The organism is Streptomyces sp. CA-251247 (assembly GCF_050952975.1).
GTDB lineage: Bacteria > Actinomycetota > Actinomycetes > Streptomycetales > Streptomycetaceae > Streptomyces > Streptomyces achmelvichensis.
Genome location: NZ_CP191861.1, coordinates 3049016 through 3065540 on the forward strand (window position 1 = coordinate 3049016; position 16525 = coordinate 3065540).

Genomic DNA, 16525 nt, shown 5'->3' on the forward strand with positions numbered 1-16525 from the left:
CAATCCGTACATGTCAGACGTTACGAAACGGCTTCCGCTTGATGTCCGAACCCACTCTTCTCGTCCTGCAGGCGGACCCCCCGCCCCGTCTCGGCAAGCTGACCGGACGGGTCCGCGTCAGCTATGCCGACGAGCAGTCGCTCGCCGCCCAACTCCCTCACGCCGACGTACTGCTGGCCTGGGACTTCACCTCCGACGCGGTACGGCTCGCCTGGCCGGGCGACGGCCCGCGGCCGCGCTGGGTCCACACCCCGAGCGCCGGTGTGGACCGGCTGCTCTGCCCGGAACTGGCCGAATCGGACACCGTGGTCACCAACGCCCGCGGCGTCTTCGAGGAACCCATCGCGGAGTACGTCGCCGGCCTGGTGCTCGCCATGGCGAAGGACCTCCCCGGGACCCTCGAACTCCAGCGGCAGCGCCGATGGCGCCACCGCGAAGGACTGCGCGTCGCCGGCAGCCGGGCCACGGTCGTCGGCGCCGGACCCATCGGCCGGGCGGTGGCAGCGACCCTGGAGGCCCTGGGCATCACCGTGGCGGTCGTGGGCCGGACCGCGCGGGGCGCCATCCACGGCACCGAGGACCTCGATCCGCTGCTGGCGCGCGCCGACTGGGTGGTGTGCGCCGCCCCGCTGACCGAAGCGACGCGCGGGATGTTCGACCGGCGGCGCTTCGCCCTGATGCAGCCGTCGGCCCGGTTCATCAACGTGGGTCGCGGCCCGCTGGTCGTCGAGGACGATCTCGTCGCGGCGCTGAACGACCGGGTCATCACGGGCGCCGCCCTCGATGTCTTCACCTCGGAGCCGCTGGAGCCCGACAGCGCGCTGTGGGACGTCCCCGGGCTGATCGTGTCACCGCACATGAGCGGCGACACGGTGGGCTGGCGCGACCGGCTCGGCGAGCAGTTCGTCGATCTGTACGACCTCTGGGAGGCCGGAAAGCCGTTCCCGAACGTGGTGGACAAGAAACGTGGGTACGTCCCCATGCATGACTGATCCGCTGACTGACCACACCGCACGCCAACTGCTGGCCGGCTACGAGAAAGGGGACTTCACGCCCGTCGAGGCGACCCGAGCGGCGCTGGAGAGGATCGAGGCGGTGCAACCGCTGGTCAACGCCTTCGTCCGGGTCGACGCCGAGGCGGCGCTCGCCCAGGCCGAGGCCTCGGCCGAACGCTGGCGACGGAAGGAGCCGCAGGGGCTGCTCGACGGCGTGCCGGTCACCGTGAAGGACCTGCTGCTCCAGCGCGGCGGGCCGACACTGCGCGGCTCGCGCACCGTCCGCGCCGAGGGCGCCTGGGACGAGGACGCACCGTCGGTGGCCCGGATGCGCGAACACGGCGCGGTCTTCCTCGGTAAGACCACCACGCCCGAGTTCGGCTGGAAGGGCGTCACGGACTCCCCCCGGCACGGTGTCACCGGCAATCCCTACGACCCCTCGCGGACGGCGGGCGGCTCCAGCGGCGGCAGCGGAGCCGCGGTGGCGCTGGGCGCGGGCGCCCTCTCGCTGGGCACGGACGGCGGCGGTTCGGTCCGTATCCCCGCCTCCTTCTGCGGGATCTTCGGCCTCAAACCGACGTACGGCCGGGTGCCGCTGTATCCCTCCAGCCCGTTCGGGACACTGGCGCACGTCGGCCCGATGACCCGCGACGCGGCGGACGCGGCACTGCTGCTCGATGTGATCAGCGGCCCGGACTGGCGGGACTGGTCGCAACTGGCACCCGCGGGCAGGACACAGGACGCGCTCGCGGACGGCGTCCACGGGCTGCGGATCGCCTACTCACCGTCCTTCGGCGGGCAGGTGGCGGTCCGTCCGGCGATCGCCTCCGCGGTACGCGGGGCGGTGCAGGCGCTGGCCGGGCGTGGCGCGTACATCGAGGAGGCCGACCCCGACGTCACCGACCCGGTGGAGGCCTTCCACACCCTGTGGTTCAGCGGTGCGGCCCGGCTGCTCCAGGCGCTGGGGTCCCCGCAGCGGCAGTCGCTGGACCCCGGGCTGCGCGAGATCACCGCGATCGGTGCGCAGCACAGCGCACTGGAGTATCTGGCGGCCGTGGACACCCGGATGGATCTGGGCCGGCGCATGGGCCGCTTCCACAGCACGTACGACCTGCTGGTGACGCCGACGCTGCCGATCACCGCCTTCGAGGCGGGGACAGAGGTCCCGGCCGGCTCGGGGCACCGTCGCTGGACGGGCTGGACTCCGTTCACCTATCCGTTCAACCTGACGCAGCAGCCCGCCGCGACGGTGCCGTGCGGCGTGGACGAGGACGGGCTGCCGATCGGCGTCCAACTGGTCGGAGCGCGGCACGCGGACGCGCTGGTGCTGCGGGCCGCGCACGCGCTCTACGAGTCGGGCGTGGCGTCGATCCCGGCGCCCCGCCCACGGATGTAGAAGCCCTCAGGCGCGCCGGAAGCTGAGGGTCTCCCCCAGCGCACCGGCCCGCCACAGGTCCTGACAGGCCTCGGCCATCCGGTCGAGGCCGTCGACCACGGTGCCCCAGACGATGCCGGGGACCCATCCGGTGTCGCCGTTGAGCAGCAGGTTGTTGCGTTCGTAGAACAGCGCGAGATCGACGACGGTGGCGCGGCCGGCATGGGCCGCCTTGTCCCCGTAGCCGTACGAGTTCGTCCCCAATTGCACATCGGAGAAGGTGAAGTAGCAGAGATCTCCCGGAATGGGAGTGACGGTCGGATTCTCCAGCGGCGGCTCCTGCGGCGCGAACGCGGGCAGCAGGGCGTAGATCTCGTTGCGCGCGTACTTGGCGTGGTAGACGTCGCCGCCCAGCGGCAGCGCGTCCCACACGGCAGCGCAGGTGATCGGCGCCTTGTCGGTCAAGAGCCGTGCCGTACAGCTGATTCCGCGCTTGTCGAGCGAGACCTCGATGAAGCGGTCGGCCGGGCCGGTGCTGTGGTCAGCCATGCAATCTCCTCGGGTGTGTGGTGCTCCTCCACTCATGCCCGCCGATCCGGGGCGCAAATTCATCCGCATACCCGAATGCGAACGGGGTAGCCGCGCCCCCATGGCTCCACCACAGGGGATATCCAGACACAGCACAGGCCCAGGAATCCGGCGCCGTTCACTGCTCGCCGGGGCCATGGCCCTGGGTGCCGTGGGCGCCGTCGGTGCGACGAGCGCATGCAGCAGGGTGGCCACCGCCGACGCCGGCGACGGGGGGCATCTGCTGGAGCAACTGCGCGCGAAGAAGACCGTGCGGCTCGGGCTCGCGGGCGAGCAGCCGTACAGCTACATCGGCAAGGACGGCAAGATGACGGGTTCCGCCCCCGCCATCGCCGAGCGGATCTTCAAGGAGCTGGGCGTCGAGAACGTCCAGCCCTTCCCCACCGAGTTCGGTTCCCTGATCACCGGCCTCAACTCCCTCCAGTTCGACGTCGTCGCCGCCGGGATGTACATCAACCCCGAGCGCTGCGAACAGGTCATCTTCGCCGACCCCGAGTACCAGATGCTCGACGCGTTCATCGTGCGCAAGGGCAACCCGAAGAACCTGCACAGCTACAAGGACATCGCCGAGGCCGGCGCGAAGATGGCCACGGGCGTCGGCTACGCGGAGATCGACTACGCCAAGGAGGCGGGGGTCAAGAACCTGACGACCCTGCCGGACCAGCTCGCGGGCCTGCTCGCGGTGGAACAGGGCCGGGTCGACGTCTTCGTGGGCACCGCCGTCACCGTGCGCAATGTCGTGAAGGAGACCCGGAGCGGCAAGGTCGAGGCGACGGCCGAGGTCACGCCGTACGTCAAGGGCAAGCCGGTCATCGACGTCGGCGGCTTCGCGTTCCGCAGCCCCGAGACCACCCTCCGGGACGCCTTCAACCGTGAGCTGCACAAGCTCAAGAGGAGCGGCGAACTGCTGGAGATCATGCGGCCCTTCGGCTTCACGAAGGACCAGATGACCACCATCACCGCCAAGGAGAAGTGCAAGCCATGAGCGAAATATCCGCGGGTTTGTGGGAACTCCTCCTCAAGGGCGTGTGGATCACCGTCCAGCTGACCGTCCTCAGCGCGGCACTGGCCGCGCTCGTCGCCTTCGTCGTCGGCCTCGCACGCGCGCACCGGCTGTGGATCGTGCGCTTCGTCGCCGGCGCCTACTTCGAGATCTTCCGCGGCACCTCGGCGCTGATCCTGATGTTCTGGATCTTCTTCGTCCTGCCGCTCGGCTTCGGCTGGCAGCTCGTCCCTCTGTGGGCGGCCGTCCTCTCCCTCGGCCTCACCTACGGCGCCTACGGCTCCGAGGTCGTGCGGGGCGCCGTGAACGCGGTCTCCCCCGCCCAGCGCGAGGCGGGCATCGCCCTCAGCTTCACCCCGGCCCAGCAGCTGCGGAAGATCATCCTTCCGCAGGCCTGGCCGGAGATGATCCCGCCCTTCAACAACCTGCTCATCGAGCTGCTGAAGGGCACCGCTCTCGTCTCGATCATGGGAGTGGCGGACATCGCGTTCGGCGCCTCGCTGGTGCGCAACGCCACAGGCCAGAGCGCGCCCGTCTACACGATCATCCTGGTGATGTACTTCGTCCTCGCCTTCGTCCTGACCCGGGGCATGCGCGTGCTGGAGCGCCAGGCCAAGGCCGGCGTCGGGCAGGCTCCCCCACCGCGGTCACCCGGGGTGTCGCGCAAGCTCTCCATTCCCCGTCAGAGCCGGGTCTCGGCGAGCGCCGGGGGTGAGCGCTGATGCAGTGGGACTGGTCCGCAGTCGACGAGTTCATGCCGCGCTTCTGGGACGGCCTGCTGGTCACCCTCCAGGCCCTGGTGCTGGGCGCGCTGGTCGCCTTCGCGCTCGGCCTCGTCTGGGCGCTGGCCCAGCGCTCACGCCTGGCCGTGGTGCGCTGGCCGGTGACCGCCGTCACCGAGTTCGTCCGCAACACCCCGCTGCTGGTGCAGCTGTTCTTCCTCTACTACGTCCTGCCGGAGTGGGGCATCACGCTCTCGGCCATGGTCACCGGCGTCGTCGGGCTCGGTCTGCACTACTCGACGTACACCGCCGAGGTCTACCGCGCCGGTATCGACGGCGTCCCGCAGGGTCAGTGGGAGGCGGCCACCGCGCTGAGCCTGCCGCGCACCCGTATCTGGGGTGCGGTGATCCTGCCGCAGGCGATCCGCCGGGTCGCCCCGGCGCTCGGCAACTACGTCATCGCGATGCTCAAGGACACCCCGATGATCTTCGTCATCGGTGTGATGGACATGCTCGGTGAGGCACGGCAGTTCGCGTCCGAGACCTTCCTGACGGTCGAGGCGTTCACGGTCGTCGGCATCGCCTTCATCCTCATCTCCTATCCGGCATCCCTTCTCATGCGAGCACTGGAGCGACGCCTTGTCCGCTGACAGCAACCCCCCGAACACCGCGAAGGAAGCGGCGGCCGACGCCCCCGTGGCCGGTACCGCAGCCACCACCGCCCCGACCGGAACCGCACCGGCGACCGGCGAGCTGATCCGCTTCGACGGGGTCACCAAGCGCTTCGGCGCCAACACCGTCCTGGACTCGCTGGACTTCACCGTCGACCCGGGCAAGCACGTGACGCTGATCGGGCCGTCCGGGTCCGGCAAGACCACGATCCTGCGGCTGCTGATGACACTGACCAGGCCGGACGAGGGCACGATCACGGTCGACGGGCAGTATCTGTGCCACGAGGAGAAGAACGGCGGACTCGTCCCGGCCGGCGAGAAGCACGTGCGCGAAGTGCGGAAGAACATCGGCATGGTGTTCCAGCAGTTCAACCTCTTCCCCAACATGAAGGTCCTGCGGAACATCACCGAGGCCCCGGTCCATGTGCTGGGCATGTCCCAGGACGAGGCGGACGAGCGGGCCCGCGGGCTGCTCGACCTGGTCGGGCTCGGCGACCGCTGCGACGCCTACCCCAGCCAGCTGTCCGGCGGACAGCAGCAGCGTGTCGCCATCGCCCGCGCGCTGGCGATGCGCCCCAAGGTGCTGCTGCTCGACGAGGTCACCTCGGCGCTCGACCCCGAGCTCGTCGCGGGAGTCCTCGACGTCCTGCGGGACATCGCGCACACCACCGACATCACGATGCTGTGCGTGACCCACGAGATGAATTTCGCCCGGGACATCTCGGACTGCGTACTGATGTTCGACGAGGGCAAGGTGATCGAATCCGGCCACCCGGACAAGATCTTCACCGAGCCGGAGAACGAGCGGACACGGGACTTCCTGAGCGCCGTGCTCTGAGCCTTCCGTGGTCCGCGGACCACGATCTTGACAAGGGCATATGCCAGACGGATGCGCCCCTGGGCAGAGCCCCGGGGCGCTCCATCATTCTCGCCAACAGCCGCCCCTCCAGCGGCTCTTGACCGCTATCGTGGTAGAGAAGCTTGCGGTGACGACCTGCTAGGGGGAGACCGTGGCGCTGAAGCCGGAGCCGACCGCGCCGTTCCATTCGGTGCAGTACGTCCTGCGTGTCCTGGAGACGATCTCGAAGCACGGCGGTGGCGTCACCGACGTCCAGATCGCCCGGGAGACAGGGCTGCCCACCGGCCATCTGGCTCCCATGCTGGCCATGCTCCGCCGCGAGGGTTATGTGGAGCAGGTCGCGGACGGCGCCTATGTGATAGGCGACTCCCTGGTCCTTCTCGGTTCGGGCGTCACGCGCCAGGAGGCGCTGGAGGCCAAGCTCCAGGAGACGCTGACCGAGCTGCGCGACTCGGTGGGAGCGGCGGTCTACATCAGCCGGTACATCGACGGCGAGGTCAAGATCACGCAGTACGCCGACGGTCCGCGCGCCCCCAAGGTCAACGAGTGGGTGGACTTCCGCTCGGCGGCGCACGCGAGCGCCGTCGGCAAGTGCCTGCTGACCCAGCTCGACCAGAACGGCCGCCGGGACCATCTCTCCCGCCACCGGATCACGCGGCTGACGTCGAGGACGATCACCAGCGAGAAGCTGCTGTTCTCCAAGCTGGACAGCCAGCCGCCGACGGTCCCGATCCTGGATCTCCAGGAGTACGCGGTGGGCACGGTCTGCGCGGCCGTCCCGCTGACGGCGGGCTCCGCGGTCGGCTGTCTGGCACTGTCCATGCCGATCGAGCACGCCCACCGGCTGCGCTCGGCCGCGGACACGCTGAACCGCAGGGCGGCGCCGGTGGTGCTGTCGCTCGCGATCTGAGGACAGCACTCGGGGTCCGCCGTCCGGGCCCTTCCGCCGCCGGATCCTGCCCCGCTCCCGGGCGGTCCGGAGCACCTCCGGGGACCGGGTATTATTTCCGCGTCAGCAGGCGCCGCTAGCTCAGTTGGTTAGAGCAGCTGACTCTTAATCAGCGGGTCCGGGGTTCGAGTCCCTGGCGGCGCACATCTGATCCTCTGGGGCTTCTCGGCCGACCGAGAAGCCCCAGAGGTGTTTCTGCCCCTCGTGCGCCGCGCCCGCGCCCGAGGCCCGGCGTCAGCCGCAGCAGCCCTCGCGGTGCATCACCTCACTCGCCGCCTCCCACAGCGGATGGCCGATGTCCGCCCGCTCCGCCGCCGGCCGGGCGTAGACCTCCTCCAGCGCGTCGCGCTCGTGGCTGCGGCCCGCGATGAGGACGCGGGCGGTGTTCATCAGGGTGTCGAAGTCCGTGAACGGGTCGCCGTCCACCACCGTCAGGTCCGCCAGCCGGCCCGCCTCGACCGTGCCGAGGTCCCGCTGCGCCCCGAAGACCTTCGCCGCGTTCGCCGTCGCCGTCAGCAGCGCTTCGGCGGGGGTGAAGCCGTGGGCGACCATGGCCCGCAGACCGAGGTGGAGGTGCAGTCCGACGGGGGTGAGCGGGGTGTCCGTGCCGAGGGCGACCAGACCGCCCGCCGCGATCACCTTGCGGCATGTGGCGAACTCCCGGCGCAGGGAGAGCCGTTCGGCATCGGTGACAGGCATGGCAGCCCGCTCCCGCAGGGCGAGCACGTCCCACGGCGGCATCATCGCGGTGACCCGCGGGTCGTCCAGCAGGCCCGGATGGTCCGAGAGCACGGTGATCGCGGTGAAGGGGGTCTCGATCAGATGGAAGCCGTTCGCGTAGTTCTCGACGGTGTCCTGGTGGGTGAATCCCTCGGCGGTCGCGCCGTGGCCGTACTCCGCGCGTTCGGTCGCCACCAGGTGCGAGGTGAGGTCCTGCCCCGTCTGGAAGCCCTGGGAGCACAGATGCGAGCCGGACCGTACCCCCAGCAGCTCGTGGCCGAAACGGGCCGCCTCCGACATCAGCCAGGCGGGTGCGCGAACATAGGTCTTGACGAAGTCCCAGTCCAGGGCAGCCCCGCGGGCCAGTGAGCGCTGGAGCCCCTCGGGCGTGCCGTGGGCTCGGCCCATGCTGTACGCGACCCGGGAGCCGTCGAGCAGTTCACCGGTGGTCAGCAGTCTCGGCCCGGCGAGGCGGCCCGCGGTGATGTCCTCGCGGAGCCTGGCCTGTTCGTAGGAGAAGCCCGCGAGGGACACGGTGGTGGTGATGCCGTAGGCGAGGGACACGGCGGTCTGACGGGCACCGTAGGTGTACTGCCACGGATGGGTGTGGGTGTCCCACAGTCCCGGCAGGACGGTCTGCCGGGAAGCGTCGACCTTGCGTGCGGCGCGGCGGGAGGGGCGATGTGCCTCGACGCCCGCGACACGGCCGTCCCGGATCAGGATGTCCACGTCCTCGCGGGGCGCGGACCCCGTCCCGTCCCAGAGCCGGCCGGCGTGGACGACGGTCTCGATCGGGGCCGGCCTGCGGTAGGAGAGCGGGACGGGGACGGTACGGGGACGGCCGCCCGGCTCCAGCAGCCGCAGCCGCCCGTTCGACAGATACAGCAGGGTGCGTGAATCCCCGGACCAGCTCGGGTGGTCGGCCGCCTCGTCGGTGATCCGGCGCGGGGCACCGTCCGGTGTGCCGTCGGCGCGCACCGGCAGCAGCCACAGCGCGGACTCGCTGACGCAGGCGAGATGGCGGCCGTCCGGCGACCAGGCGGGTCCGCTCGCATAGCGGTCGGAGAGCGAGACGTGCGGCGCGAGCGCGTGGAGGGCCGAGCTGCCGGTGGTGGTGTCGACGACGCGGAGGAGGTTGTAGCCCTCGCGGAAGCGGCGGTTGAGCCGGTTGCGGTCGCAGTAGGCGAGGTGGCGGCCGTCGGGCGACCAGCTGGGAGGGCCGGGCAGCCCGCCGCCGCCCATCGGCGCGGCCAGCGTCTTCTCGGTGCCGGCGGCCAGGTCGCGGACGACGAGATTGCCCGCGACGTCGAGGCAGGCGAGGCGTCCGCCGTCCGGGGAGAGGGCGGGGTGGACCCGGCCGCCGCCCGCCAGCACGGTGTCCGCGCCGGTCGCGAGGTCGTGGCGGCGGACGGTGTTCAGCCCGCCGTCGCGGTCGTCGACGTACACCAGCGAGGTGCCGTCGGGTGCCCAGGCCGGGCCCTGGAGGTAGGTCGTCGGGTCGGCCTGCACCACCTTGCGGGGCCGGGAGCCTGCCGAAGTGCCCTGGATCCACAGGGCGTTGAGCGAGACGAAGGCGACGGAACGGCCGTCCGGGGAGAGCGCGGGCAGATGGATGCCGCGTACGGGACGGGCGCCGCGGGGCTCGAAGTCGTACGCCTTGACCCGGTAATCGGGGCGGTCGACGGGGAGGGTGGCGCTGAAGCCGATGTGCTCGGCGGGGGCGTCGCGGTGCGGCCGTACGACGGTGAACCGGCCGCCGACCGTGAGGAGCAGCCGTTCGTCGTCCAGCCAGCGCGGCGGGACGCCCGCGATCTCGCCGTCCACGGCGGCCGGTCGGCCGTCCACCACGAGGACCATCCGCTCGTACCGCGTGGCGGAGCCGATGGCCCGCAGCCAGGCGCGGCGGCCGGCCGGGGAGATGGCGGGGGTGAGCAGGTTGCCCGGTTCGGTCTCGGTGTGTTCGACCGTCACCTCGCCGCCGGCGGCGGGGACGGCGGCGAGGGTGCGCGCCCTGAGGACGCCGGAGTCGAGGCGGGCGCGGACGAAGACGACGCGGGCGCCGTCCGGCGACCAGACGGGGTCGTAGTCCTCCCAGGGCACATCGGGGTTGTCCTGGCCGGGCAGACCGGTGAGCCGGGTGAGCCGTCCCGTGCGGACCTCGACGGTCCAGATCCGGTACGGGCTGCCGGTGACCGGGTCGCCGCCGCGTTCGGAGGAGAAGACGATACGGGTGCCGTCCGGCGACCAGGCGGGGCCGCGGTCGTCCCACGGGCCGTCGGTGAGCTGCCGCAGTCCCGACCCGTCCGCGGCCATGGTCCAGATGTGGAACTGGCCTCCCCGGTAACAGGCCATGGCGACGCGCCGGCCGTCCGGGGAGCAGACGGGACGGCCCGGCTCCAGGTCGGGCCGGGTGAGGGCGGTCGCCGGGGAACCGTCGGCCGGAACGGACCAGAGGATGTTCTGCACCTCGGCGACGAAGCGTCCGCCGGACGCGGGGGCGGCGGCGCCGTTGGTGGCGGCCGTGAAGTGCAGCCCGGTCGTCGGAGCCGCCGTCGCCGTGCCGGCCGCCGGTGCGACGGGTGCCGCGGCGGCGGTGTCGAGGGCACCCGCGGTCCCGGCCGCTCCCGCCGCCAGCACGGCGGCGGTCTGGAGGAACTGACGGCGGTGCATGGGCGGTACGGACGCATCGGCTGGCACGGGCGGCACGGCGGGCTCCCAGGTCTCGGAGGTCTGGGACCTTCCCCGGGCCATCGCCGGCCACTCCGGTATTACGCCAATGCGCCCTGAAACAGACGGGGCGCAGGAGGCCGTACGGGGCTCATGAGCTCAAGAACGCGAGGACGGCGAGGACCCGGCGGTGGGTGTCCCCGGCCGGCGGCAGGTCGAGTTTGGCGAGAATGTTGCCGATGTGCTTGCCGACCGCCGCTTCGGTGACGACCAGCGCGCGGGCGATCGCCGCGTTCGAGCTGCCCTCCGCCACCAGCGCGAGCACCTCGCGCTCGCGCGGTGTGAGCGCGGCCAGCGGGTCCCGGCGGCGGCGCAGCAACTGCCGTACGACCTCGGGGTCGACGACCGTTCCGCCCTCGGCGACACGGGTGAGCGCGTCCAGGAACTCCTCGATCCGGCCGACCCGGTCCTTGAGGAGATAGCCGATGCCGGTGCCGTCGCCGCTGTCGAGCAGGTCCGCCGCGTAGGTGCGCTGGACGTACTGGCTGAGCACCAGCACGGGCAGCGCGGGGTTCCGTTCGCGCAGCGCGACGGCGGCGCGCAGTCCTTCGTCCTGGAATCCGGGCGGCATCCGGACGTCGGTGACCACGATGTCCGGCGTGTGCTCGGCGACGGCGGTGTGCAGCGCCTCCGCGTCGCCCACCGCGGCGACGGTCTCGTGGCCGAAGCGGGCGAGCAGGCCGGTCAGTCCTTCGCGCAGCAGGACGCTGTCCTCGGCCAGAACTACCCGGAGCTGTCGGTCGGTTCGCAGAGGCTCGGTCGGCGCAGGCTCGGTTCGCACGGGATCGGTTCGCGCAGGCTCGGTTCGCCCGGAGTCGGTTCGCACGGGATCTCCACACGCAGGAGGGTCGGGCCGCCCGGTGGGCTGGTGATCGTCAGTGTGCCATCCAGAACGGCGATCCGGTCGGCGAGGCCGGTCAGTCCGCTGCCGCCCGCGGGCCGGGCGCCGCCGCGTCCGTCGTCGCGGACCTCGACGGTGAGCCGCCCGTGGCCGTGCTCCGCGGTGACCCGGGCGCTGCGGGCGCCACTGTGCTTGTCGACGTTGGCGAGCGCTTCACAGACGGCGAAGTACGCGGCGGTCTCGACGGAGCTGGCCAGGCGGGGCAGTTCGGCACGGGTGTCCACGGGGACGGCGGACCGGTCGGCCGCGTCGGCGAGCGCGGGACCGAGGCCGTAGTCGGTGAGCACCGGCGGATGGATCCCGCGGATCAGCTCCCGCAGTTCGGTGAGGACCTGTCCGGCCTCGTCGTGCGCGCGGGCCAGCCGGTCGGCGAGCGGGCCGGGCGGAGCGTCCATCCTGGCGAGCCCCAGCGTCATGGTCAGGGCGACGAGCCGCTGTTGGGCGCCGTCGTGCACATCGCGTTCGATGCGCCGGCGTTCGGCCTCGAAGGCGTCGACGAGCCGGGCACGGGACCGGGTCACCTCCAGCAGACGGCTCGTCAGCTCACCCTCACGGGGCGCGAGCAGGGCACGGGTGAGGGCCGCGCGAGCGCCCGCGAAGGCGCCGAGGGGGTAGAGGAGGACGGCCAGGAGAACGAGCCCTGCCGCCGCCGCGGCGAAGGCCTGCGGATAGCCGGTGACCAGCACGGTCTTGACGACCCGCGCCTCGTGTCCGTCGACGGCGAGCTGGAGAGGCGCGGCCACGGCGGCGACGGGCAGCCCGACGGCGACGAGCACGGCGAGGAGGTCGAGCGGCCACAGCACGAGCGCGTGCAGCAGCGCGTGGGCGAGCTCGCGCCAGGTCGCCTGTTCGGTGAGCCGCACCCGCAGCCAGGCTCCGATCCCGGGTTCGTCCGGCGTGCGATGGGGGCTGACGGCCACTGCCGGATCGACGATCCGTATCCGCCGCCGCTCGACGGCGGCGAGCCCCAGCCCGCCGAGCACGAGCAGCGGCAGCCCGACGAGCACGAAGGACAACACCCCGGCGACGCAGAGCAGTACGAGAGCGGGCACCCCGGTGAGCACACTGCTCGCCAGATACGCGGCAGCGCGCCACGGCCATCGGCTCACCAGGTAGTCACGCCTGGTCAGGGCCTGGAAGAGCTGCTCGGCAGGAGGCATGCGGCAACGGTAGGCCGCGGGGTGCGGGCGAAGCCATCGGGCCAGAGGGTGCGACGGTGGTGGGGCAGGCACTACCGCGACGGGCGGGGGCGGTTCGGGGTGGCGCGGGTGCGTGCCGTGGTCTCCAGCCGCAGGACCGCCCCGCCCGCGCGCAGCCCCACCCGGACCCCGGCACCCCGCCCACCTCACCTCACCTCACCTCACCTGCCCAGCAGATCCCCGCGCCCCTGCTCCTCATAGCTCCGCTCCAGGTCCGCCACGTCCTCCGCGGTCAGCAGCCGGTGCAGATCCTCGCCTTCCGGCAGCCACCACACAGGGTCCCCGCAGCGGAAGCCCTCCCGCCGCAGTGCGACCCGGTGCACCTTGTTCGTCGCCGTCACCGGGAGTCTCGGGAGCACCCGTACGAAACGGGGAGTCATCTTCGTTCCCAGGTCCGGCTGGGCCGACAGGAAGTCCGCGAAGACCGCCGGGTCGAAGGGCCGGCCCTCGGGCAGGGCGAGCGCCGCCATCACCTGGTCACCGGAGACCGGGTCGGGGACCGCGTAGACCGCCGCCCCCGTCGTGGCCGGCCAGCGCGCCAGGATGTTCTCGATCATCGAGGCGGCCAGGTTCTCACTGTCCACCCGCAGCCGGTCGTCGGTGCGGCCGGCGAAGTAGAGGTAGCCCTGCGCGTCGCGGAAGAACAGGTCGCCCGTCCAGTACCAGCCGCCTCGGCGCCGTGCCGCGTCCGCCTCCGGGTGGCGCCAGTAGCCCTCGAAGGGGTTCGGGCCCCGGTTCACCAACTCCCCTATCGCCTCACCCCCGTTGAGCAGCCGTCCCTCCGGGCTGAGCTGAGCGGCCGGCCGCTCGTCACCGGTCGCGGGGTCGACCACGGCCAGGTCCTCGCCCGCGGCCGCCCGTCCGATGGCGCCTGCCGGGGTGCCGGGGGTGCGCTGGATCGCGGCCCCGCCCTCGGAGGAGCCGTAGCCCTCGACCAGCCGCACCCCGAACCGCGCCTGGAAGCGGGCCGCGTCCACCGGTCCCGCTTCGGTCCCGAAGCCCAGGCGCAGCCGGTGCGAGCGGTCGTCGTCGTGGGCGGGCGTGGCCAGGATGTACTGCACGGCCCGCCCCACATACGTGAAGTAGGTCGCGCCGAAGTCCCGTACGTCGGCGAGGAATCCGGACGCGGAAAAGCGGTCGCGCAGCGCCACCGCCGCGCCGCCGGCCAGCGCGGGAGCCCAGTCGGCGATCACCGCGTTGCCGTGGAACATCGGCATGCAGATGTAGTGGACGTCGTCCTCACGGACGCCGAAGTGCGCCACCAGCGAAGCGCCGGCGGCCGCCAGCCGGCCTTGCGAGCAGATCGCCGCCTTGGGCGCGCCCGTCGAACCGGACGTGAAGGAGAGCAGCATTCTGCTGCGCGGCCCGACCGGCCCGACGACGGCGTCGCCGGGCTTCGCGGCGGCGTACGGGGCGAGGAGATCGCCGTACGCGTCGGTGTCGGTCACCAGCACCCGTATCCCCGGCAGGCTCAGCCCGTCGAGGAGGGGAAGGTGGGTGCGTTCGGTGACGAGCACCCGGCAGTCGGTGTGCAGGATGTCGCGGGCGAGTTCCGCCCCGCGGCGCGTCGGGTTGATGCCCGCCACGGCGGCCCCGGCCAAGGCCGCCGCACTGAGCCACAGGGGAAACTCCGGGGTGTTGTCGAGCAGTACCCCGAGGTGCGGCTCCGCTCCGCGTGGCAGAAGATCCACGAGGAGCGCAGCGCGTGCGGCTGCGCCGGCGGCCACCTGATGGTGGCTGAGGACCCGGCTCCGGTCCCTCAGCCCCACCCGGTGATCACCCCACTGGCGCTGGACGAGCTCCGCGACGGTGCTCGTGCCTGTGATTCCCATGGCGCCGCACGGTAACTGACAACCTGTCAGAACTGAACGTCCGAGCAGGCATAGAAGGCATTCGCCGTGTCGTGGACGGTCCACACCGCGAGGATCAGGTGCTTGCCCGAGCGCGACGGCAGGTTGCCGCTGTGCGACAGGGTCTCCGGCGGCTGGTTGCCGCCGTAGGGAACGGTCAGGAACGGCTGCGACTCAAGCGCCGACCTGGTCAGCGGCTGGCTGGGATTCCAGCCGCTCTTGGTGATGTAGTACTTGAAATCGGTGGTGCGGTGCCGGGCGGTGAAGCGCCAGCTGAACGTGTAGTTCTGACCCGACGAGACCCTCGTGGCGGGCCACGCCCCACCGCGCGGGTCGTCGAGCTGCGCGAACTGGCCGTTGCCGCCCGCGCATATCTTTCCGTCGGCGGGACCGGCGCCGGGGAAGCCCTTGGGCCCCTCGACGCTCTGCGGTTCCCACTGGATGTTGCCGCAGTTCTGCACCGTGCCGTTGGCACAGAGCTTCTGGCGGCTGATGGGTGATTCGGTGTAGCCGTGGCTGCTCGCGCTGCCGGTGGCGAGTACGGTCGCGCCCGTCACCAGCAGACCGACAGCGGCCGCAGTAATCCTCTTGCGCATGCTTCGCTCCAGGGAACGTGGGGGAGTTCAACGAGCCGTGCTGCACGCGTGCGGTTGTGCGGTAGTGCATGTTCCGGTCTAGACCAACACCCAATGTATTGACCAGAGTTCACCATGTCCAGACCAATAGCTAACCTTCCCTTGACCCGGAGCGGCCCGTGTAGAAGGCAACGGTGAGGTCCTTGACGAGGGCCTTGCGCTCGTAGTCGTCCAGCTCCACGAGGCCGCGCGACGTCAGCCGGGTCACCGTGTCGTCCACCGCGTCCACCACCGACGTGAGGACGCTGTCCCGGTGTCTGGCGTCGATCGCCGCGATCTGCCGGCGCTGCATCGCCGCCGCCACCTCGGGCGCGTACTCGATCCCCACCGGCTGGGCCGAGAAGACCTCGATCCCCACCGGAGCGCACTCGGCCAGCAGCATGCGCGTCAGCGCGGCCCCCACGGCCTCCGCGTTGCGCAGCGTCGGAGCGTCCTCGTGGAACGCGTCCGCGGGAAGCTGCGAGAGCACCCGCGCCATCGCCGACTCCACCTGCTCACTCAAGTACTCCTCGTGGTCCTCCACACCGAGCGCCGCCCGCGCGGTGTCCTTGATCTGCCACACCACCAGGACGACGACGCGCAGCGCGGTGCCGTCCGCGTCGACCGCCGGCATCGCCTCGCTGCGCCAGTGCCGCAGCCGTACGTCCACCCGTCGGCGCAGCAGCAGCGGGCTCATCCACACCAGCCCCGTGCGCCGCACACTCCCCCGGTACTCGCCGAACAGCGTCAGCACCCAGGCGTGACCCACCTGTCCGCGGCCGAGACCGCCGAGCGCGAAGAGCGCGAGCAGCACCCCGAGGGTGACCAGGCACCACAGGCCGAGACCGAGACCGTGGTACGGCTGCGCGGTCACCCGGAACATCCGGGTCACCATCGCCGGCACCACCCCGACACCCCACAGCACCGTTCCGATCCCGGCGAGCGCGCACGCCCCGGCCACCAGCCCCGTCCAGCCCGGCAGCACCGGTCCGGCCCGCTCGGCCAGCTCCGGGTCGACGGGCGGCGGGGGCCGCAGGGGCGCGGAGGCGGGCCGGGGCGCCGATGTCCTGCGGCCGATCCTCGGCTGCTCCCCGGTGCCCTGCCGGCGTCCGACCACGGCGGGCCGCAGGGCGATCGGCGCGGAGTCGTCGTCGCGGAACAGCAGGTGCACCGGGATCTCGGTGGTGGCCTCCTGGGCGATGACCGGGGTGTGCCGAGGCCCGTCGAACGGAGCGCCGCCGTCGGTCTCCGGGGTCGTGGTGTTCATGACTGCCGCCTCCGCTGGTCGATCCGTCCTGCTGTCACGCCGGTCCTCGGCGCGCCGGGGCCCGGGTCCTGCCGTCACGTCGGTC

The 16525-nt window shown here is 71.7% G+C and carries 14 protein-coding genes and 1 tRNA gene; 8 read left to right on the forward strand and 7 right to left on the reverse strand.

Annotated elements, in window-relative coordinates:
- Positions 1 to 41 precede the first annotated feature (41 nt).
- Positions 42 to 992 carry a D-2-hydroxyacid dehydrogenase gene (locus ACQPWZ_RS13295; RefSeq protein WP_383242020.1) on the forward strand — a complete coding sequence of 317 codons (951 nt, stop codon included), beginning with the start codon at positions 42 to 44 and terminating at the stop codon, positions 990 to 992.
- Positions 985 to 2391, forward strand: coding sequence for an amidase (locus ACQPWZ_RS13300; protein WP_433571424.1), 1407 nt, complete (start codon positions 985 to 987; stop codon positions 2389 to 2391). The genes ACQPWZ_RS13295 and ACQPWZ_RS13300 overlap by 8 nt, the downstream gene beginning before the upstream one ends.
- Positions 2392 to 2397: 6 nt before the next feature.
- Here the strand turns inward: ACQPWZ_RS13300 and ACQPWZ_RS13305 are convergent, their stop codons facing one another.
- Positions 2398 to 2919: a DUF3830 family protein gene (locus ACQPWZ_RS13305; RefSeq protein ID WP_383242026.1), complete on the reverse strand. Its 522-nt coding sequence runs from the start codon at positions 2917 to 2919 to the stop codon at positions 2398 to 2400.
- Positions 2920 to 3019: 100 nt separating this feature from the next.
- Between ACQPWZ_RS13305 and ehuB the strand changes: the two genes are divergently transcribed.
- From ehuB to ACQPWZ_RS13335, 6 genes are all read left to right on the forward strand, one after another.
- Positions 3020 to 3943 carry an ectoine/hydroxyectoine ABC transporter substrate-binding protein EhuB gene (ehuB, locus tag ACQPWZ_RS13310; protein WP_383242029.1) on the forward strand — a complete coding sequence of 308 codons (924 nt, stop codon included), beginning with the start codon at positions 3020 to 3022 and terminating at the stop codon, positions 3941 to 3943.
- A complete protein-coding gene (gene ehuC / locus ACQPWZ_RS13315) occupies positions 3940 to 4683 on the forward strand; it encodes an ectoine/hydroxyectoine ABC transporter permease subunit EhuC (RefSeq protein WP_340473253.1) in 744 nt (247 codons plus the stop codon). Before ehuB ends, ehuC begins: the two co-directional genes overlap by 4 nt.
- Positions 4683 to 5333: an ectoine/hydroxyectoine ABC transporter permease subunit EhuD gene (ehuD, locus tag ACQPWZ_RS13320; RefSeq protein ID WP_433571425.1), complete on the forward strand. Its 651-nt coding sequence runs from the start codon at positions 4683 to 4685 to the stop codon at positions 5331 to 5333. Before ehuC ends, ehuD begins: the two co-directional genes overlap by 1 nt.
- Before the next feature lie 46 nt (positions 5334 to 5379).
- Positions 5380 to 6192 (forward strand): ectoine/hydroxyectoine ABC transporter ATP-binding protein EhuA, encoded by an 813-nt coding sequence (gene ehuA, locus ACQPWZ_RS13325; RefSeq protein ID WP_340477851.1) that lies wholly within the window; start codon positions 5380 to 5382, stop codon positions 6190 to 6192.
- 172 nt (positions 6193 to 6364) lie between these two features.
- A complete protein-coding gene (locus ACQPWZ_RS13330) occupies positions 6365 to 7123 on the forward strand; it encodes an IclR family transcriptional regulator (protein WP_313946159.1) in 759 nt (252 codons plus the stop codon).
- Between the two features lie 109 nt (positions 7124 to 7232).
- Positions 7233 to 7306 (forward strand) — tRNA-Lys (locus tag ACQPWZ_RS13335).
- A gap of 90 nt (positions 7307 to 7396) precedes the next feature.
- On the opposite strand, the gene ACQPWZ_RS13340 is transcribed toward ACQPWZ_RS13335, so the two are convergent.
- The 6 genes from ACQPWZ_RS13340 to ACQPWZ_RS13365 form a co-directional block, all read right to left on the reverse strand.
- Positions 7397 to 10552 carry an amidohydrolase family protein gene (locus tag ACQPWZ_RS13340; protein WP_433573812.1) on the reverse strand — a complete coding sequence of 1052 codons (3156 nt, stop codon included), beginning with the start codon at positions 10550 to 10552 and terminating at the stop codon, positions 7397 to 7399.
- A 148-nt stretch (positions 10553 to 10700) separates the two neighbouring features.
- Positions 10701 to 11360 (reverse strand): response regulator, encoded by a 660-nt coding sequence (locus tag ACQPWZ_RS13345; RefSeq protein ID WP_433573813.1) that lies wholly within the window; start codon positions 11358 to 11360, stop codon positions 10701 to 10703.
- Positions 11333 to 12670 carry a sensor histidine kinase gene (locus ACQPWZ_RS13350; RefSeq protein WP_433571426.1) on the reverse strand — a complete coding sequence of 446 codons (1338 nt, stop codon included), beginning with the start codon at positions 12668 to 12670 and terminating at the stop codon, positions 11333 to 11335. Before ACQPWZ_RS13350 ends, ACQPWZ_RS13345 begins: the two co-directional genes overlap by 28 nt.
- Before the next feature lie 200 nt (positions 12671 to 12870).
- Positions 12871 to 14535: an AMP-binding protein gene (locus tag ACQPWZ_RS13355; RefSeq protein ID WP_433573814.1), complete on the reverse strand. Its 1665-nt coding sequence runs from the start codon at positions 14533 to 14535 to the stop codon at positions 12871 to 12873.
- A 32-nt stretch (positions 14536 to 14567) separates the two neighbouring features.
- Positions 14568 to 15155: a lytic polysaccharide monooxygenase auxiliary activity family 9 protein gene (locus tag ACQPWZ_RS13360; protein WP_313946156.1), complete on the reverse strand. Its 588-nt coding sequence runs from the start codon at positions 15153 to 15155 to the stop codon at positions 14568 to 14570.
- A 130-nt stretch (positions 15156 to 15285) separates the two neighbouring features.
- A complete protein-coding gene (locus tag ACQPWZ_RS13365; protein ID WP_433571427.1) occupies positions 15286 to 16440 on the reverse strand; it encodes an SPFH domain-containing protein in 1155 nt (384 codons plus the stop codon).
- Positions 16441 to 16525 lie beyond the last annotated feature (85 nt).